This is a genomic window from Dactylosporangium sp. NPDC051484 (assembly GCF_040689395.1).
Lineage (GTDB): Bacteria > Actinomycetota > Actinomycetes > Mycobacteriales > Micromonosporaceae > Dactylosporangium.
Window position 1 is genome coordinate 1 of record NZ_JBFAZX010000055.1, and the last position, 18,572, is coordinate 18,572.

The window sequence follows — 18,572 nt, forward strand, 5'->3', positions numbered from 1 at the left end:
CGTTACGAGGCAACGGTCGGGATCGCCTCGATCATCATCTGGCTCCGCGCGAAACCCGACCGCCGTCAACCATGATCCATCAGACAGGCCCTAGCCTAACCTAATCCCCGCGACGTGTCGGTGACCCTCCGCTTCCTTGCCCGTACCCCGTGATTGCCGCAAGGAAGTGATGATGACCCGTTCCACGCCGCCGAGCCTTGACCGCCGCCCCGTGTCCACAGCGATGGCATGTCCCCGTTCGCGGTACGCCGGACCGGTCGTGCCGGGGGTCCTCCGCGCGGGCGGCGTGTGCTCGGCGCGGGCATCGCTGCGGCACGACAGTGGCGGGCAGGGGTGAGCGCCACCACTGTGGCCGCCGAGGCGCCGCTCGCGCCCGTCGGCGGGCAGCCGGAGAAACCGATCCGGGGCGGTGTGATCGCGTTACGCGTCCTCGGCCTGCTGATCGCACTGGCGGTCCTGCTGTTCGTCATGTTGCTCAGCATCGCGGTCGGCGCGAAACCGATCCCGCTGTCCGGGGTTGTCCACGCCCTGTTCGACGGGCTCGACACCGTCGACGGCGTGGTCGTGCTGGACCTGCGGTTGCCGCGCACCCTGCTCGGCGTCGCGGTCGGGGCAGCCCTGGCGCTGGCCGGCGTGCTGATGCAGGCGATGACTCGTAATCCGTTGGCCGACCCGGGCATCCTCGGCGTGAACATCGGCGCCTCGACCGCGGTGGTGCTGGCGATCTGGATCTGGCAGTTCACCGACCTGACGGCCTACGTGTGGTTCGCGTTCCTCGGTGCCGGAATGGCGTCGGTGCTGGTCTACCTGCTCGGCTCCCGAGGCCGCTCCGGTGCGACCCCGGTCCGCCTCGCGTTGGCCGGCACCGTGATCAGCGCGGTGCTCGGGTCGCTGATCTCGTTCGTGACCCTGCTGAACCCGGGTGTGTTCGACCAGTTCCGCTTCTGGGGCGTGGGGTCGCTGTCCGGAGTGCGCCTGTCGATCTTCTGGCAGGTGCTGCCGTTCCTCGCCGTCGGCGCCCTGTTGGCGCTCGGGCTGTCCGGGGCGTTGAACGCGCTCGCGCTGGGTGATGCGACGGCTCGCGCACTGGGCAGCAACATCGCCCGCACCCGCGTGCTGGGCGCCGTAGCCGTCACGCTGCTGTGCGGGGCGGCCACGGCCGCGCTCGGGCCGATCGGGTTCATCGGGCTGACCATCCCGCACATCGCACGGTTGATCACCGGCCCGGACCACCGGTGGCTGCTGCCGTATTCGATGGTGCTGGGTCCGATCCTGCTGCTCAGCTCGGACATCCTCGGCCGGGTGGTGGCCCGGCCAGGGGAGATCCAGGTCGGGATCGTCACCGCTGTCGTCGGGGCGCCCGTGTTCATCGCACTCGTCCGACGCCGCCGGATTCCCGAGCTGTGACCGCATTCGACACGACTCCCCCGCCGGCCGATCGCCCGATCGTCCGTGGCCGTGTGCTGCGCACCCGCGGCGACAGCGTCTCGCTGCGCTGGCAGCCCCGCACTGTGCTGCTCTGTGCGATCCTCGCCGCCGCGTCGGTGGTGCTGTCGGCGTTCAGCCTCACCACCGGTGACTACCCGGTCCCGCTGTCCGGCGTGATCGACAGCTTGCTCGGCCGTGGCACCGGGGCCGAGTCGTTCATCGTGGTCACGCTGCGGCTGCCGCGCCTGGTCGCGGCACTGCTGATCGGGGCCGCGCTGGGCATGAGCGGTGCGGTGTTCCAGTCCCTGTCCCGTAACCCGCTCGGCAGCCCGGACATCGTCGGATTCACCAGCGGCGCGGCCACCGGCGCGGTCACCGCGATCCTCATCCATCGTGGCGGGCAGTCGCAGATCGCCGGCGCGGCGATTCTCGGCGGTCTCACGACCGCCCTGGTCGTATACCTGCTGTCGGTCAAGCGCGGCAAGGTCGCCGGCTATCGGCTCGTTCTGGTCGGCATCGGTGTCAGCGCCGTGCTCACCGCGCTCACCTCATACCTGCTCACCCGCGCCGAGTTGTACGACGCGCAGAACGCCCAGGTGTGGCTGATCGGCAGCCTCAACGCCGTCGGCTGGAACGTCGTCGGCCCGCTGGTGGTCACGTTGGCGGTGCTGACCCCGGTCACCGTCGTGGCCGGGCGCACCCTCGGGTGGATGGAGATGGGCGACGAGTCGGCCAAGGGCCTCGGCGTCCCGATCGAACGCACCCGGCTCGTCCTGGTCGTCTCGGCGACCGCGCTGGCCGCCGCCGCCACCGCGGCCGCCGGCCCGATCGGGTTCGTCGCCCTCGCCGCACCGCAGCTGTGCCGGCGGCTGACCCGCTCGGCCGGGGCGCTGATCGTGCCCGCCGCGTTCATGGGTGGCCTGCTGCTCTGCGCGAGCGACTTCGCCGCCCAGCGGGCCATCCCGTCGACCCCGCTCCCGGTCGGGGTGGCGACCGGCGTCATCGGCGGGGGTTACCTGTGCTGGCTGCTCGCCCACGAATGGAAGGCCGGACGCTCATGAGACCACTCGGCTTGCGCCGCCGGGCCCAGCCCGTCGCGCCGGAGCACGTCGTCGCGGGAACGTCGCGACTGCACGCGGCCGGCCTCACCATCGCCTACGAGGAACGGGTCATCAGTACCGCCCTCGACGTGGTCATCCCCGACCAATCGTTCACCGTCATCGTGGGTGCCAACGCCTGCGGCAAGTCGACCCTGCTGCGTGCCCTGTCCCGCATGCTCAAGCCCAAACGGGGCGCGGCCTACCTCGACGGCAAGGCCATCACCTCCATGCCGTCCAAGGAGGTCGCGCGCCACCTCGGGCTGCTCCCGCAGACACCGATCGCGCCCGACGGCGTCACCGTGGCCGACCTGGTCGCTCGCGGCCGTTATCCGCACCAGAAGCTGCTGCGGCAGTGGTCACGCGACGACGAACGCGTCGTCACCGAGGCGATGGAAGCCACCGGGGTGCTCGACCTGGCCGACCGCTACATCGACGAGCTCTCCGGCGGGCAGCGGCAACGGGTCTGGATCGCGATGACCCTCGCACAGCAGACCAGGATCCTGCTGCTGGACGAACCCACGACCTTCCTCGACATCGCGTACCAGATCGACGTGCTCAACCTCTGCGCCGACCTGCACGAGGAGCAGGGCTACACCCTGGTCGCCGTCCTGCACGACCTCAACCACGCCTGCCGGTACGCCACCCACCTCATCGCCATGCGCGAGGGCCGCATCGTCGCCCAGGGCCCGCCCGGCGAGATCGTCACCGCCGACCTCGTCGCGGATGTCTTCGGCCTGAGCTGCGAGATCATCGACGACCCGCAGACCGGATCGCCACTGGTCGTTCCCGTCCGCCGCCGTCGCCCCGATCCCATACAGGGCCGGCCCCTGCACGCCACCGTTCACTGAACCCAGGAGAACCCATGCCAGTCATCACACTCGACACCGAGGTCGAGTTCGCGCGGATCGTCAACGAGATGACCCGCCGCCGACTCCTCGCCGGTGGCCTCGGCGCCGCCGCGCTGTTCGGGCTCGCCGCCTGCGGGTCGACCGGCGACGGGCCGGCGAGCACCTCCGAGACGCCGCCGAGCCGGCGCGTCGACACCGCCAAGGGCCCGATCAACGTACCGGCGAACCCCACGCGCGTCGTGTCCATCCAGCCGTCCGCGACGGCGACGCTGTACGACCTGGGTGTGGATCCGGTCGGTGTCTACGACCAAGGGGCCCAGTACATCTCGCCGCGGTACGCGTCGAAGTGGACCGCGGCCCCGAAGATCGGCAACGCGGGCGAGGTCCAGATCGAGAAGGTCGCCGCGCTGAAGCCGGACCTCATCATCGGCGCCGACTACCCGTGGAACACCAAGGCCTACGACAAGCTGAGCGCGATCGCGCCGACGGTCATCATCCCCGTCACGAGCTGGCAGGCCAGCGCGAAGACCACCGCCGAGGCGGTCAACAAGCTCGACGCACTCGACGCGCTCGACAAGCGGGTCGCCGCCCGCAACGATGCGATCAAGACGAAGCACGCCGACATCCTGGGCCGCTACCGCTGGAACATCCTGCAGGGCGGCTTCGACAACGGCCAGTTCTGGGTCTACGGCCTCGAATCCGAGGTCGGCAAGATCCTCTCCGCGGCCGGCGTCCAGTTCGCGACCGCGAGCAAGGAGACCTCGGGAGGCGCCAACCGCAAGGTGTCCTACGAACAGATCGACATCCTCGCCGACGCCGACGTGATCGGCTTCTACTCCGGCTACGACGGCAATCCGAACAACAAGGGGCCCGAGCTGTTCGCCCAGACGGGATTCAAGCAGCTCGCCTCGGTCCGGGCGACGCGGCTCGTGCCCTTTCCCGACTTTCTGCCCGGCGGCTACGGCGACGCACTCGCGGTCCTCGATCAGCTCGAGACCGGACTGACGAAGCTGGCGGGCGCGGCATAACCGTCGACGAGCTGATCCGGCTGCGGCGTGCGGGTGATCGCAACCCGCACGCCGGGTGGGCTATCGTCTACACGAACTTCGAGAGGTGCGTCGACCTCAAGGGAGTGCGTTGTTCACACGTCGTCGCCTTGCTGCGTGCACAATCGTCGCGGCCACCGTGGTGGCCGCGTGGTATGTGCGGCAAACGGCTGCCGTGAACGGCTCGGAGGACGGTGAAGCGCGTCCGTCCGCCACCGCGATCCTCCAGTTTCCGCCGGCGAGCCGTCAGGCCGCGCCGGCGTTGACCGGACGACTCCTCGACAACAGCGCGTTTCGGCTCGCCGAATGGCGCGGCTCCGTTGTAGTGGTCAACTTCTGGGCATCCTCCTGTGCGCCCTGCGGTGACGAAGCGCCAGATCTGCAGGCTGTCGCCGACGCCACCGCCGGCCTCGGTGTGCACATGCTTGGCGTGAACGTCCTCGATGACCGCGACGAGGCCAGAAAATTCGTCGACCTCTATCATTTGACCTACCCGAGCCTGTTCGATCCGGCCGGCGAGATCCCGTTGATCTTTCCCGCGATCTCGCCCCGCACGATCCCAAACACCGTCATCCTTGACCAGGCCGGCAACATAGCGGCCGTCGCTCGCCGCAAGGTCACCCGCACCGAACTCGAGGCCGCTGTTCGAGCCGTCGCTGTGGCACCGGTGGCAACCGGGTGACTGGCCGCCAACCCGCTCCGCCTGGCCGCGTCATCGCGGTCCGGCCCCGGCCCTGAACCGCTCGATCCACTCCCGGTTGAGGGGGTCGGCCTGCCGGGCGTGCATCTCGGAGATACGGCCGTTCACCGGCAGTGTCAGACCGAGGTACGCCAGGATCTCCTCGGTCGCGCGAACCTTGTCAGCGGCGAGGTCCTCGTATCGCAACCGGAACGGCTCGACCGAGACGTGGCGGAACCAGTCCCCCCAGGCGGCGTCGTGCTCCTCGATGGTCTTCGTCAGCTCGGCGAGCCGGTCGGTGTCGTAGGCCGGCGCGCGACCGCTCGGGCCGGTGTCGCCGATCTCGCCGTTGCCGCCGATATACCACACGTTGGTCTGCTCGGCGCGGACCCAGGAGACCGCCTGGGCCAGGGTGTCCTCGCGGTACACCCAGATGAACCGGACCCGGCCGAAGGCGCGCTCCAGCAGGTCCAAGTCGCGCCCGGCCAGCGTCGGGTAGACCGTGGCGAGGCCGGCGGCGAGCCGGTCGAGGGTACCCCACATGAGTTTCGCACCGAAGACGCCGTTGGGGGTGCGACCCGCCTCAATCGCGGCGCAGACGAAGTCGTCGTAGGACCAGTCCCCCGGCAGGCCCCACCGCTCAGCCCAAAGCTGCTCGTCGGGCTCACGGAAATACGCCTGTGGGCGGCCCGCGACACCGGTGGACCCGAGCAGGCCAAGCAGGAGCGAGCTACCGGTCCGCGGGGTGCCGCAGACGAAGTACGCGTCAATCGATTCCATCACGTCACATGCCTAGCGCACACGGCCTGACTGCCGCGGTGACTTCGTCGGTGAGTTCGAGCGTCGAGTGCCGGTGACGAACAGCGCCACGGGTTTTGTGGCTGGTCAGGATCGCTGCGCGCTGCCGGCGGGCATGAGGCTGATGCTCAGTTGGGAGCCCAGTTCGCGGAAGCCGAGCGCTCGGGCCACTCGGCGTGACGCTGCTGGGCGAGCTCGCCACTGCGGGAGCAGGCCGGCGTTCAGCGCCTCCAAGACGGCTGCGGTAGCGACGACGCGGCCGAGCCCTCGTCCGCGTGCTGCCGGGGCGGTCAGCACGCTGACGTGGGCGGTATGCCTGGGCCAGGATCGGTAACCTGCCGCCGCGATGACGTCCGTTCCGGTGCGCACCACGAACGCCGGGGATGTGATGCCGGCCAAACCGGACTCGTCGGCGTCCTCGACCGGCACCCGAGCAAGCAGAGCTGCCATGTCGGCGTGGTCCGCGGAGATCGTCTCGACGCCACTGGACTCGGCCGGGTGGAAGCCGGCCGCGTCGCAGTAGGCCAAGGTCGCCGGTCCCAGCGTCTCCTTGACCGGCAACCTGTCACACACCGCGGCCGAGTCGATCACGCCGGTCACGGAGAGGTCCTTGAGGGCGTGCCTCACGATCTCGGCGGTGCCGTCGTCAGGTGCCGTGGCGATCACGGCTCGGCCCAGAGCGACGATGCCGACCCAGCCTGGCGGACACAGCAGCGACTGCGGGGAGGCCACCACTTCGATGGCCGACTCCGTGAAGGTGACCGGCGCCCCGGCCAGGTCGGCCCAGAGCTGCTGGGCGCGTTCGAGCAGAGGATCGTTGGTCACCATCGCATGATGGCAATCGGCCGGCGTGCACGCCACCGAGAAACCGTGACGGCTCCGATCGTGGACTGTCCATTGCCCGGCAATCCGCCGCACGCCCGCCCGGCTGATCCGGGCGCCATACGATGGATGGGGCGAGGCCGCGTAGGGACCGCAGCAGCATGTTGTAGGTGCGGGTGTCCAGGTCCAGTGCGCGGCCGTCGGTGGGCTGTTTGACCGGGGTGTGCACGCCGATGCCGGCGCCGTCGTAGCCGGGGTCGGCCAAGGTCGGCAACCCCCGCGCAGCTGCGGCGTACAGGGCACCGAGGGCGTGCTGATCTCAACGAGAGAAGCTGCGAAAGCAGGATGACGCGACCCGCTCGTCCACACTGGACAATGATGGGCGGGGCGTGGAACCCTCGGCGAGACCTACGCGGTTCTCGCCGAGATCACCTCGGTACGTGAGAGCAACTTCGCCGAAGGGCGGACGGTCTGGTTCCGCTCGTGCGTGGACCAGCCCGCCCCGTTTGCGGACACCTGCGACCGGTGGCGCACCGCCATTGCCTAGGAACTCCTTGATGAGCCGGTCAGGCAACCCGTAGCGGCCCCGGTTGCCGGACGTCAGTGAACGTTGAGCAGGCCCAGCAGCGCGCGGCGTTCGGCGGCGAAACCGGCGGTGTCGGTGGTGCGTGGGCGCGGCAGGGGCACCTGGCGGTTCTCGACGATGCGCCCGGCGTCGAGGACGAGGATGCGGTCGGCGAGCAGCAGTGCCTCGTCGACGTCGTGGGTGACGAGCAGCGCCGCGAACCCGTGATGCTCGCGCAACCGGCCGAACAGGCCCTGCATCCGCAGGCGGGTCAGCGCGTCCAGGGCGCCGAACGGCTCGTCGAGCAGGAGCAGGTCCGGGCGGCGGACGAGGGCGCGGGCGAAGGCGACCCGCTGGGCCTGGCCGCCGGACAACTCGGCCGGCCAGGCGCCGGCCCGCTCGGCGAGGCCGACCTCGGTCAGCGCCTCGTGGACCCGGGCCGGCAGGTCGCCGCCGCGCACGCCGAGGGCCACGTTGGCCCCGACCCGCTTCCACGGCAGCAGCCGGTGCTCCTGGAAGACCACGGCGGTGGCGCCCTCGGTACGGTACGTGCCGGTCGCCTCCTCGTCGAGGCCGGCGAGCACGCGCAGCAGCGTGCTCTTACCCGAGCCGCTCGCGCCCAGCAGCGCCACCACCTCGCCGCGGGCGATGGTGAGGTCGACGGCGTCGAGGACAACGGTCGGGCCGAAGGTGCGCCGCACCCCGGCGGCGACCGCTACGTCGCCCGCAGACCCCGGCGCCATGCTAGCGTCCTCCTTTCGGCGTACCGCAGCGCGAGGTCGGAGAGCAGGCCGAGCAGCGCGTACGCGACCAGGCCGAGCACGACGATGTCGGTCTGGCTGAACTCGCGGGCCTCCATCATCATGAAGCCGAGGCCGCCCTGGCCGTTGACCTGCTCGCCGACGACGAGGCTGAGCCAGCCGGCGGCGAAGGCGAGCCGCACGCCGAGGAACAGCGAGGGCAGCGCACCGGGGATGACGACGTGCCGGACGCGTTCCAGGGCGCTCAGGCCGCAGGCGCGCGCCGCCTCTACGAGGCGCTCGTCGATGTTGCGGATGCCGGCATAGATGTTGAGGTACACCGGGAAGAACGCGCCCAGCGCGACCAGCGTGATCTTCAGGGACTCCCCGATGCCCACCCAGATGATGAGCAGTGGCACGAGACCGAGGTGGGGCAGCATGCGGCCCATCTGCACGGTCGGGTCCACGAGGTCGTCGCCGAGGCGGGAGATGCCGGCGAGCGCGCCGAGGGCGAGGCCGAGCAGTCCGCCGATGAGCAGCCCGATCAGCGCCCGCTGGATCGAGTCGAGCAGGTAGCCGCCCAGGGTGCCGTCGGCGGCGAGCCGCCAGCCGGTCTCGAGCACACCGCTCGGCGCCGGGAGCTTGTCGGTGTCGAGCAGCCCGGCCTGGGCACCGCCCTCCCAGGCGGCGAGCAGGACCACGGGGGTGACCGCGCGCCGCCACCGCCGGGCGCGGGCCCGCCTGGCGGTGACGGGCGCGGCGGCGGTGCTCGCGGTACCGCGGGCGAGCAGCGTCATCGCAACAGGTCCGAGAACTGCTCGTCGACGCGGGCCTTGATGTCGACCTTGACCGGGATCAGCTGCAACTCGGTGAAGCCGTCGGAGATCTGCTGCAGTTCGGCGCCGATCTCGGGCGTGATCGCGGCGAGCGGCTGGGCGCTGCGCTCCAGGGCCCGGCGGGCGACGTCCTCGGGGATGCCGAGCTCCGGGGCGAGGATCTTCACGCGCTCGTCGGGGTTGGCGATGCCCCAGTCGGTGACCTGCCGGTAGGTCTTGAGGAACTCGCGGATCTTGCCGGGCTTGCTCTTCAGCGCCTGCGGGGAGACGAGCAGGTACTCACGGTTGTTGGCCAGGCCGGTGGCGTCGACGAGCACCTTGACGCCCGGCAACTCGGCGAGGGCGAAGTACGGATCCCAGATGATCCAGGCGTCGACCTGGTCGTTGTCGAAGGCCGGGCGGGCGTCGGCGGGCTTGAGGTACTGCACGTCGATGTCCTTGATGGTCATGCCGTTGGCCTCGAGCAGGCGCACGAGCAGCCAGTTGACGTTGGAGCCCTTGTTGAGGGCGACCTTCTTGCCGCGGAGGTCCTTGAAGGAGGTGTACCCCTTGCTCGCCTTCACCAGCACGGCCTCGCCCTTCGGCACCGGCGCCGACGTACCGATGATCTTGAAGTCGATCTTCCCGGCCGCGGCGAAGATGGGCGGCGCCTCGCCGACCTGGCCGATGTCAATGGCCCCGGCCTTGATCCCCTCGGTGAGCGCCGGCCCGCTCTCGAAGAGCTTCCACGTCGTGCCGGCCGCCTCGGCCTTGCGCGCCTTGACCAGGCTCAGGCCGCCGAAGCGCTGGTAGCCCACGCGCAACGGCTCCTCCGCCGCACCGGACGCGCCGGCGGACTCGCCGGACTTGCCGGACTTGTCGGCGCAGCCGGCGACCAGTGACGTGCCGAGCAGCAGTAGCGCGCCGGCCAGAACGGCCGTGAGTCGACGCATCGGTGTACTCCCATGGCGGTAGGAAATCCAATGGCACGGGACTATACCCACTACACCTACCTTTTGAATAGGAGATACCTGAAATCCAGGTCAGGAGGCAACACCCGGCATCGACCCGGTTCATTGTCACTGGTCATCGCGTCCGGCCGCGGTACCGTATCGTCTGCTCCGTGCGTCGATCATGGCTCCCAGTCGTTCTCTCCGCGGCCCTGCTGACGGCCGCTTGCACCGATAGCGGCCCGAAGCCGAAGGCCACCGACGGCGCGGCGCCCAGCGTCTCCCCCAGCCCCACCGGCCCGGCCGGCCTCGACTACAGCGCGTGGGCGGCGGGCCGCTCGACACCGGTCGCCGATCCGGTGTACCCGGGCTACGGCAACCCCGGTATCGACGTGCTGCACTACGGGCTCGACCTCGCCTGGCAGCCGGAGACGAAGACGCTGACCGGCACGGCGACGCTCCAACTGCGCGCCGCGGCCGATCTCACCGAGGTGAAGCTCGACTTCTCGAAGGCGTACGCGATCGACGGGGTCACGCTGAACGGGGTGGCCGCGGGCGGTACCGTCGCGGACACGAAGCTCACGGTCCCCGCGACGGTCGCCAAGGACGCGTTCGCGACACTCGTGGTCAAATACCACGGCACGCCGACGACGGTGTCGATGCCGTCGCACCGCGGCGACGTCGAGCCGCTCGGGCTGACCGTCACCCAGGACGGCGGCCTGTGGACGATGCAGGAGCCGTACGGCGCGGGCACCTGGTATCCGGTGAACGATCAGCCGTCGGACAAGGCGCTGTACGACATCGCGGTGACCGTGCCGGAGGGCTGGTCGGCGATCGCGAACGGCACGCCGAAGGGCCAGGACGGCAACACGTTCAAGTACACGGCGACGGAGCCGGTGGCGAGCTACCTGACGACCCTGGCCGTCGGGCGGTACAAGAAGGAGACGGCGACCGGTCCGCGCGGGATCCCGCTCACCTACTGGTACCGCCAGGGCCCCGACGACAAGGCCTTGCCGTACCTGCGCAAGTCGCCGCAGTATCTGGAGTGGCTGGAGAAGCACTTCGGCCCGTATCCGTTCGACAGCGCGGGCGTCCTCATGGTGCCGTCGGCCTCCGGCATGGAGACCCAGCAGATGATCACCATGGGCCTGCCCGACTACGGCAGCGACGCCGGCTTCAAGCGCGGCTTCGAGGCTGACCTGGTGCACGAGTACGCCCACCAGTGGTTCGGCGACGCGGTCACCCCGACGAACTGGAACGATCTCTGGCTCAACGAGGGCTGGGCCACCTACGCGCAGCACCTGTACACCAACGAGCGCGACAAGGTCACGGCCAAGCAGTGGGAGGATTGGGCCCGCGGCGCGGACGCCCGGCTGCGCAAGAACCTCGGCCCGCCCGGCAAGCCCAAGGCGGACAGCTTCGCGGAGGGCAACGTCTACACGTGCCCGGCCCTCATGCTGCACCAGATCCACAAGCAGATCGGTGATGCCGCGTTCTTCGCGATGGCGACCGACTGGGCGCAGAAGCACCGCGGCACGACCCAGGACCGGGCCTCGTTCATCGCGTTCGTGAACCAGCACACCGGCAAAGACTTCACCTCCCTCATCAACACCTGGCTGGACTCTGCGACCACGCCGCAGTAGACCCCCGCGGCGCCGGGTCAGCCCATGATCCACCGGTACACCACAACGCCCAGCGCCACCCCGCAAAGGATGGCCGCGGCCTGCAGTACCAGTGAATAGATCTTCAGCCCGGTCGTCGTCCTCTTCATCGTCCCTCCCCCGAGGCCGGTCCCAGCAGCCGCTGCTTCGCGACCGTGTATTCGGCGTCGGTCAACTCGCCCGCGGCGTGCAACCGGCTCACGCGCTCGAGTGCCGAGGCGAGCTCAGCGGGATCGCGGGACGCCGCCCGCGCTGCGCCGGCGGCCGGTTTGGTCGATACCCTGTCCCGTGCCCGCTCGGCGCGCTCGATCGGCGTGAGGCCCGCCAGCGGCCGCAGGGCCGGCTCGGACGGCGGCTGCCAGTCGGACCACAGCGTCTCCCGCCAGGTGGCCTTGTCCAGCTGGAACATCGGCCCGGCGCCCATCACGACGAAGACCACCCCGCAGATGAGCCAGCCGATGGACAGGCCGCCGCCCGGCGGGTCGAAGCCGAACTCGAAGAAGTTCCAGGCCATGCCGAGGAACAGCGCCGGTACCGGCAGAAGGCTCAGCCGCGCGCCGAACTTCAGGCCCTTCGCGGCGTAGAGGACCGCGCACGCACCGCCGCCGAACAGTCCCAGCAGCGCCAGCTCGGGTACGTGTTCCGGGCATGGCGGGTAGCCATACCCGCCGGTGCCGCACCGCCCGCCCATCGCGAACACCAGCCGGGCGGCGAGGAACAGCATGGTCAGGCCGGCGAACGTCCCGGCGAGGCCGGCGAACGTATAGACGGAGCGGCGGATGAGTAGCGGCAGGGGCATGAGAGCAGATCATCGAGCCGAGCCCGGCCGGCGAACAGTGACCCGTCACCAACTCGACAAGCGGACGTGATCCGGCGGCAAGCCCGGTGCGTCGCCGGCGAACGAGGGCTCTCGTTCGCCGGCGACGCGACCGGGGGGCGGCTCTAGGGAACGTACGCGCGGATCTGGGGCTGGCCGGTCAGCGGGATCGACAAGCCTTCCTTGCCGGCGCGGTCGAGTTCCACGTCCGTCGACGTGTTGGTGATCTTGATGATGAAGAGGCGATCGGCTCCGGAGAGGACGATCTGGATCGATCCATTGGGGGGCGGGGTCCTGCCGAGGTCGACTTCCTTGCCGGTGCTCAGGTCGACGATTCGCATCGCGTTGCGGACCGTGCCCGGGTCGCTGTTGCGGAAGCTGACCCCGACATAGCGGCCGTCATTGGAGACGCTCTGGACCGAGAAGCCGCCGGTGCAGCAGTTGATGTCGTAATGGACTCGCTTGGTGACCGCGCCGGCCGCGGTGGCGACGACGATCTCGTCGTGCTCGCCGTAGGCGACGTAGGCGCCGTTCGCCGACCAGGCCATGTAGTCGCCCCAGGCCGCCGCCGCGGCGGTGGTCGCACCGGAGTTGACGTCGACGATGTTCACGTCGACGGTGTTCGCGCGCATCACGCTCACGATCAGCCCACGCGAGTCGGGCATCCATTTCGGACCCGAGCCCGCGTCGCACCGAACCGGACCGCTCATGACGACCTTCTGCTTGCGATCGCGCAGCGATGCCACGACGAGCGCTCCCCCATTGCTCGTGTGGTTGTCGCTCTCGACCCACGCCACCGAGGTGCCGTCGGGCGAGAACACGATCGACTGGCGTGCGCAGTCGTGCTGCCCCACCGCGCCCTGCAGCGTCGCCGTTCGCAGCGTGCTGCCGGCCAGCACATTGATCTTGATTGGTTCGGTGCTGCCGTCGGTCGCGCCGGTCAGGTAGAACAGCGTGCCGGGCAGTGATGACTTGCCGCTCGACGTCGTCCACGGGCCCAGCGTGAGCCTGGCCGAGACGTTCTCCTTACCTGGCGTGCCCGAACTCGGGGCACCGCTGGGTGCCGCCGAGCCGGTGGGTGCCAGGGATGCCTCGGGGCTTGTGATGACGGTACTCGGGACGGTTGGTGTGACGGCCGGCGTGACACTGTCGCGGGGGTGAGGTGTGAACGCGAAGGCGGCGCCACTGGCAGCGACGACCGCGAAGGCCGCGACCGAGACCACGACCGCCCGGCGCTGCGAGTGCCGCTTCGATCCGCGCAGCACCCGGCCGTGCAGGTCCACCGGCGTGGCCAAGTCCGCGATCTCGGCGAGGTCCGCGTGCAACTGCTGCGAGTTGAGGCCGTTCATCGGGTCACCCCCGTAAAGTAGAATTCGTTCAATTCCGGCGCGATCGTGCGTAGCCGCGCCAGTGCTTTCGCCGTCTGGCTCTTGATGGTGCCGACCGAGACGCCCATCAGTTCGGCCGCCTCAACTTCGCTGCGGTCCTCGAAGAAGCGCAGCACCAGGACCGCCCGCTGGCGGTTGGTCAGCCGCAGCAGCGCCGCCTGCAAGGTGACCCGCACCGCCGTGGTGGTCGCGTGGTCGCCGGTGCCCGATCCGCCCCGGTGGGCCCCGCGCAGCGTTTCGGTCACGTCGCCGGCCAGGGACTCCACGACCTTGCCTCGCCGCCACCAAGCGACTTGCAGGTGGTACATGACCTTTCGCGTGTACGCCTCGGCATTGCCGGCATGGTGCAGGCGTCGCCACGCGTGATGCGTGCGGATCAACGCGTTCTGTACCAGATCCTCCGCGAGGTGCTGGTCCCCGGTAAGCAAGAACGCCGACCGCAATAGTGACGGCGTGCGAGCCCGCACAAAATCGTCGAACTCGTCCGCCAAGGTATCCACACCGACCAACCTCTCTCTACCCGAACTACCCGATTCAACCGGATCCGCATCGGCGGCTACCGCCGCTGGCGACGCTCCCACCACGGCCTCCTCCCGTAAGGTCGATGCATGGTGGGCGCCGGCCGGCATGCCCCCGTGGTGTTGTGCGTTGGTAGATGCGAATCGAATCGGCGGGCGTTGCCGGCATCGAAGGGCGTTCTCGCCGAAGCGCTGTCCGAAAGCCGACGCGGGTCGAATCCGCCGCCACCACCGGGTTCGGTGCCGGCGGGAATCGCGTCAGTCGGTGAGGCGGCGGAACCGGCCGCGGTGGAAGACCAGCGGCGCGACGTCGCCGCGGTACAGCAGGGCGTGGATGTCGAGCAGCACGATGTCGTGGCCGCCGGCCGACCGGTGCTCGCGGTGACCCGGGTGCCGGACGTCGACACCGCGCTGCGGCTGGCCAACGACAGCCCGTTCGGGCTGTCCTGCGCGCTGTTCACCAGCAGTCTCGCCGTCACGCTACACGCGATGGCCGAACTGAAGGTCGGCGTGCTGCACGTCAACAGCGAGACCGGCGGCGCCGACCCGCACGTACCCTTCGGCGGCACCAAAGGCGAGCGCGTTCGGCCCGAAGGAACAGGGCCGGGCCGCGCGCGACTTCTTCACCTCGATGCGGACGGTGTATCTGCAGGGGCGGCGCTGACCGAGGGCGTTGCCATTGCACAATCGCGTGCAACAGGGTGCGGAGTGCCGGCAATAGTACGGTGTGACGGTCCAGATGAGCCCTACCGACCAGGAGTTGTGGTCGGCGACGGTGGCTGGCGACGCGACGGCGTTCGCTGTGCTGTTCGACCGCTACGCGCGGGCGGTGTACAACCACGCCTTCAAGCTCACGGGCTCGTGGTCCCTCGCCGAGGACGTCACTCAGTCAGCATTCCTTGTCGCTTGGCGCCGGCGTGCGGACGCGCGCCTGGTCGACGGTTCCGCGCTGCCCTGGCTTCTCGTGGTCACCGCCAACACAGCCCGTACCGAGTCTCGCTCCGCACGACGCTGGTTCGCGCTGCTGCGACGGCTTCCGGCGGAGCGTGGTACCGACACTGATCTGTCCGACGAGGTCGCGGCCCGGGTCGACGACGAACAGCGGATGCGCACGATCCTGGCCGCCGTGCGTCGATTGCCGCGAGCCGAGCGGGAGGCGATCGCATTGTGCGTGTGGTCCGGCGTGTCATACGCCGACGCCGCGGCCGTCCTCGGCATCAGCGAGACCGGACTCCGTTCCCGGGTCAGCCGGGCACGCGCCCGGCTGGCCCGGCAACTCTCCGACGACACCACGGAGGATCGATGAACGACCTGCTCACCCCACCGGCAGGACGGGATCTCCCGCCCGGCAGGGTGCAAGAGATGCGCGCCAAGCTTCTCGCCGACATCACCAGACCGGTGCGGCCGGCGCGACCGGTACGGGTTCGTGTCGGTGTTGGGCTCGTCCTCGCCGGCATCGTCGCTGTGGCTGCTGCCGGGGTATCGGCGTGGTCCGGTGGGGACCGTGCACAACTGCTGGCGCTCGGACCCGACGAGATGTCGCCGTCGCTACGGGCGGCGGCCAAGCGGTGCCTCGAAATGAACGACATGGTGCCGATGGGGAGTGCGGATCTGGCCGTGGGTGCCGAGCATGGCGACCATGTCGCGCTGCTGTTCCTCACCGAGGATCATTACCTCGCCTGTAGTGAGGGGAAACCGCCTCACCAGGGCCGATCCGGAGGCATGGCCGTGGACACCGACAGGCCCGACTGGCAGCACGACTGGCTGCCGGGGCCGGTTGACCGGCTGTTGCTGACCTCGACTAAGGCCGGTGGCGGCGATGTGGTCGCCATCGGGCGGGTCAGTGCACGGGTGCACCGGCTGGTGCTTGAGCACGGCGACGGCAGGACGACGGTAGCGCGCATCGCGGGCGGCGCCTTCGGGCTCATCGCTCAGGGCGACGTCCGCGAACGCAACAGCCCAGAGTTGGTCAGCTACGACAGCGCGGGCAACGAGATCGACCGCCGGCCGTTGTTCGTTCCGTTCGACCGACTCGGCCGGTGCTACGTCGACCCGCAAGGATCCATCGTCTACGGCAAGCCCGGCCCCGCCTGCCTGCCAGCGGAGCCCTGGACCCGCTGAACCCGCGGTTGCCATTACCTCTTCTGTTCACCTTGAGGTTCGTCGCACATCGGCATGCGCGCCGGGCACGATCTTGGTGATCACGGTCAGCGACGATGTGCCGTGTCGGTCACCCAGGCTATGGACGCGGGGTACATTCGGTACACGGGACCACCGGGGACCAGGGTGGTCCCTCGTGTGACGGTTCTGGGCCGCGGCGCATGCTCCTGATTGACGGCGACCCCGCTGACAGATGAAGGAGTGAGTCATGAGCAGCACCGAGACCGGCAAGGCCGACTTCAAACTCGAGGCGGTCGTGATCCCCGTGCGCGATGTCGATCGGTCGAAGCGGTTCTACCAGGACCTGGGCTGGCGGCTCGACGCCGACTTCGGCTTCGACAACGGCTTCCGGGTCGTCCAGTTCACCCCGCCGGGGTCGCCCGCGTCGATCCAGTTCGGCAGCCGGATCACCAATCAGGCCCCGGGCACCGCCGAGGGGATCTACCTGGTGGTCGCCGACATCCAGGCGGCGCACGACGAACTCGTGAAGCTGGACGTGGATGTGAGTGAGGTGTTCCACCCGGCGGCGCCGGGTGCCCAGTTCGGGCAGATCACCGACGGTCAAGCCAGCGGGCCGGCGGACGACCGCGCCAGCTACGGCTCGTTCGCCACCTTCCGCGACCCGGACGGCAACAGCTTCCTGCTTCAGGAGGTCACCACACGGATCCCCGGACGGGTCGACGAGGGAACAACGACGTACGCGTCGCTGAACGACCTGGTCAGCGCACTCAAGCGGGCGGCGGCCGCCCACGGCGAACACGAGGCCCGCAACGGCGGTGCGCACGACGAGAACTGGCCGGAGTGGTATGCGGCATACATGGTCGCCGAGAACCAGGGCGAACAACTCCCGCAATGAGGCCGCTGCGGGCGATTCCCGCGGGGCTACGAGCTGAAGTCCGCGAGTACGCCCAACGCTTGGCTCCGGTCGGCCGGATGACGCCGGCGGGCGTCTCAAACAGCCCGGTGACGGTGCCCCGGATCGACAGCTCGAGCGCGGCGACGTTCCCGACAACGTTGACCCGGTGCAGTTCCCTCAAATACCTACCTTGCACAGGACCTGCGCCATTGTCGAGACATTCGGGAATCGGCACCGGCGGTCCATGGGGACAGCGGTTACTTGTTCCCGCCGTGCGGAGCATTCGGCGGAAATGCCGCCCGGCCGTGCGCGGCATTGTCGAAAGACGGCCGCGATACACCGGCGGCCGATGCGTTGCCGGACCGGCGGGCCGGCGCAGCTGTGGCGTGGATGCGCGACAACGCTTCGGGACAGGACCGGGCCGCCCGGCGCCGCCTGCCTGGCGCGGCACGGGATCGCAGTCGTTTGCCGCGGTGCTGCTCGCGGGACGTCGTGTCTGGTCAGGCTGCGTGACCGGCGGAGGCGGCGAGGGCGGCACCGGCCCATGCACCGGCCCATGCATCTGGCCGTCCCGCTGGTCGCTGACCGCTGGCGGGGTGTCACCGCGCACGCGCCGCAGCTTCTCGGCATGCCGTCTGGCCAGGCCCCAGTTCCGATGCCGCGCATGCTCCCGGCGGAACTGCTCATTCGCCGGAGAATAACGACGTGACCTGGTCCGGTCACGCATGGCAGCCAACTCCGTCCTTGAAGTCGAGTAGCCGGAGGGAGTCTCACCCTCCGGCTCTCACAGAACCGTACGTGAATATCTCAATTCATACGGCTCTTGTTGTTCTGGTCACCAGACGGCGGGGACGAGGTTTACCCAGGCCCAGTGGGCGAAGAACTTGGGCCTCGTGGCGACAGCCCTTTCCCATGCCCGGTCGGCCTTCTTGCGTCCGCGCAGCTGTTTGAATTTCTTGCGTAGCCATCGCATCAAGTAGGCGTTGATGCGCAGCAGGAGAGGATACAACGCCGATCGGCGGAATGCGCCGTAGTAGTTCATCCAACCTCGCACGACCGGATTAATCCTTTTGGCGAGGTCCGCCACAGAGAGACGAGTGCGCCGATGCAGCCGCCAGGACCGCACCTGCCCGCTGATCTTCTTCAGAGCATCTTTGCTGATCGCCGGGTTGAAACCGACGAAGAGTTCGCCGGTCTGCGTACGCACGCCACGCCGCCTGAACGTGTACCCCAGGAATGTGAAGTCGGTGTGCTCGTACGAACCACGCCGTTTCCCGTCCTTGCAGTGACGTGATCTCAGCAAGGAATGAGTCGTCTCCACGGACGACACGGATATAACGCCCGAATCGGGCGATGCTGGAGATGGGCGTGGAGCCATCGA

At 69.3% G+C, this 18,572-nt stretch carries 19 protein-coding genes and 2 pseudogenes; 10 read left to right on the top strand and 11 right to left on the bottom strand.

The window, feature by feature from the left end; all coding sequences use genetic code 11:
* Positions 1-333 precede the first annotated feature (333 nt).
* The 5 genes from AB0367_RS37375 (at position 334) to AB0367_RS37395 (ending at position 5,104) form a co-directional block, all read left to right on the top strand.
* A complete protein-coding gene (locus AB0367_RS37375; protein ID WP_366231256.1) occupies positions 334-1,407 on the top strand; it encodes an iron chelate uptake ABC transporter family permease subunit in 1,074 nt (357 codons plus the stop codon).
* Positions 1,404-2,489: an iron chelate uptake ABC transporter family permease subunit gene (locus AB0367_RS37380; RefSeq protein WP_366231257.1), complete on the top strand. Its 1,086-nt coding sequence runs from the start codon at positions 1,404-1,406 to the stop codon at positions 2,487-2,489. Before AB0367_RS37375 ends, AB0367_RS37380 begins: the two co-directional genes overlap by 4 nt.
* On the top strand, positions 2,486-3,376 hold the full coding sequence (locus tag AB0367_RS37385) for an ABC transporter ATP-binding protein (RefSeq protein WP_366231258.1): 891 nt from the start codon (positions 2,486-2,488) through the stop codon (positions 3,374-3,376). Before AB0367_RS37380 ends, AB0367_RS37385 begins: the two co-directional genes overlap by 4 nt.
* A gap of 14 nt (positions 3,377-3,390) precedes the next feature.
* Positions 3,391-4,404: an ABC transporter substrate-binding protein gene (locus AB0367_RS37390; RefSeq protein WP_366231259.1), complete on the top strand. Its 1,014-nt coding sequence runs from the start codon at positions 3,391-3,393 to the stop codon at positions 4,402-4,404.
* Between the two features lie 109 nt (positions 4,405-4,513).
* Positions 4,514-5,104: a TlpA disulfide reductase family protein gene (locus AB0367_RS37395; protein WP_366231260.1), complete on the top strand. Its 591-nt coding sequence runs from the start codon at positions 4,514-4,516 to the stop codon at positions 5,102-5,104.
* Between the two features lie 30 nt (positions 5,105-5,134).
* On the opposite strand, the gene AB0367_RS37400 is transcribed toward AB0367_RS37395, so the two are convergent.
* From AB0367_RS37400 to AB0367_RS37425, 6 genes and pseudogenes are all read right to left on the bottom strand, one after another.
* The gene (locus AB0367_RS37400; RefSeq protein WP_366231274.1) at positions 5,135-5,881 is read right to left on the bottom strand and encodes a Stf0 family sulfotransferase; all 747 of its coding nucleotides are present in this window, start codon (positions 5,879-5,881) and stop codon (positions 5,135-5,137) included.
* 105 nt (positions 5,882-5,986) lie between these two features.
* The gene (locus AB0367_RS37405; protein ID WP_366231261.1) at positions 5,987-6,724 is read right to left on the bottom strand and encodes a GNAT family N-acetyltransferase; all 738 of its coding nucleotides are present in this window, start codon (positions 6,722-6,724) and stop codon (positions 5,987-5,989) included.
* A gap of 208 nt (positions 6,725-6,932) precedes the next feature.
* A pseudogene (locus AB0367_RS37410) lies at positions 6,933-7,028 on the bottom strand (IS5/IS1182 family transposase); the annotation flags it as partial.
* A gap of 293 nt (positions 7,029-7,321) precedes the next feature.
* Positions 7,322-8,029, bottom strand: coding sequence for an ABC transporter ATP-binding protein (locus AB0367_RS37415; RefSeq protein ID WP_366231262.1), 708 nt, complete (start codon positions 8,027-8,029; stop codon positions 7,322-7,324).
* Entirely contained in the window at positions 8,002-8,823 is an 822-nt protein-coding gene (locus AB0367_RS37420; RefSeq protein ID WP_366231263.1) for an ABC transporter permease subunit, read from the bottom strand. Before AB0367_RS37420 ends, AB0367_RS37415 begins: the two co-directional genes overlap by 28 nt.
* Positions 8,820-9,794: an aliphatic sulfonate ABC transporter substrate-binding protein gene (locus AB0367_RS37425; protein WP_366231264.1), complete on the bottom strand. Its 975-nt coding sequence runs from the start codon at positions 9,792-9,794 to the stop codon at positions 8,820-8,822. The genes AB0367_RS37420 and AB0367_RS37425 overlap by 4 nt, the downstream gene beginning before the upstream one ends.
* 170 nt (positions 9,795-9,964) lie before the next feature.
* Between AB0367_RS37425 and AB0367_RS37430 the strand changes: the two genes are divergently transcribed.
* Entirely contained in the window at positions 9,965-11,434 is a 1,470-nt protein-coding gene (locus tag AB0367_RS37430; protein ID WP_366231265.1) for a M1 family metallopeptidase, read from the top strand.
* A gap of 124 nt (positions 11,435-11,558) precedes the next feature.
* Here AB0367_RS37430 and AB0367_RS37435 read toward each other — a convergent pair whose 3' ends face one another.
* From AB0367_RS37435 to AB0367_RS37445, 3 genes are all read right to left on the bottom strand, one after another.
* A complete protein-coding gene (locus AB0367_RS37435) occupies positions 11,559-12,251 on the bottom strand; it encodes an SHOCT domain-containing protein (RefSeq protein ID WP_366231266.1) in 693 nt (230 codons plus the stop codon).
* Between the two features lie 143 nt (positions 12,252-12,394).
* Complete coding sequence (locus tag AB0367_RS37440; protein ID WP_366231267.1) at positions 12,395-13,618, bottom strand: hypothetical protein; 1,224 nt, start codon at positions 13,616-13,618, stop codon at positions 12,395-12,397.
* Positions 13,615-14,157 carry a SigE family RNA polymerase sigma factor gene (locus tag AB0367_RS37445; protein ID WP_366231268.1) on the bottom strand — a complete coding sequence of 181 codons (543 nt, stop codon included), beginning with the start codon at positions 14,155-14,157 and terminating at the stop codon, positions 13,615-13,617. Before AB0367_RS37445 ends, AB0367_RS37440 begins: the two co-directional genes overlap by 4 nt.
* Positions 14,158-14,565: 408 nt before the next feature.
* Between AB0367_RS37445 and AB0367_RS37450 the strand changes: the two are divergent.
* Positions 14,566-14,688, top strand: a pseudogene (locus AB0367_RS37450) (aldehyde dehydrogenase family protein); the annotation flags it as partial.
* Here AB0367_RS37450 and AB0367_RS37455 read toward each other — a convergent pair.
* Complete coding sequence (locus tag AB0367_RS37455) at positions 14,656-14,802, bottom strand: hypothetical protein (RefSeq protein ID WP_366231269.1); 147 nt, start codon at positions 14,800-14,802, stop codon at positions 14,656-14,658. The pseudogene AB0367_RS37450 and the gene AB0367_RS37455 overlap by 33 nt on opposite strands.
* A 112-nt stretch (positions 14,803-14,914) precedes the next feature.
* Between AB0367_RS37455 and AB0367_RS37460 the strand changes: the two genes are divergently transcribed.
* The 3 genes from AB0367_RS37460 (at position 14,915) to AB0367_RS37470 (ending at position 17,191) form a co-directional block, all read left to right on the top strand.
* On the top strand, positions 14,915-15,481 hold the full coding sequence (locus AB0367_RS37460) for a sigma-70 family RNA polymerase sigma factor (protein WP_366231270.1): 567 nt from the start codon (positions 14,915-14,917) through the stop codon (positions 15,479-15,481).
* Positions 15,478-16,296, top strand: coding sequence for a hypothetical protein (locus AB0367_RS37465; protein WP_366231271.1), 819 nt, complete (start codon positions 15,478-15,480; stop codon positions 16,294-16,296). Before AB0367_RS37460 ends, AB0367_RS37465 begins: the two co-directional genes overlap by 4 nt.
* Positions 16,297-16,543: 247 nt before the next feature.
* Positions 16,544-17,191, top strand: coding sequence for a VOC family protein (locus AB0367_RS37470; RefSeq protein ID WP_366231272.1), 648 nt, complete (start codon positions 16,544-16,546; stop codon positions 17,189-17,191).
* An 835-nt stretch (positions 17,192-18,026) separates the two neighbouring features.
* Here AB0367_RS37470 and AB0367_RS37475 read toward each other — a convergent pair.
* Entirely contained in the window at positions 18,027-18,398 is a 372-nt protein-coding gene (locus AB0367_RS37475; protein WP_366231273.1) for a group II intron maturase-specific domain-containing protein, read from the bottom strand.
* Positions 18,399-18,572: the final 174 nt, after the last annotated feature.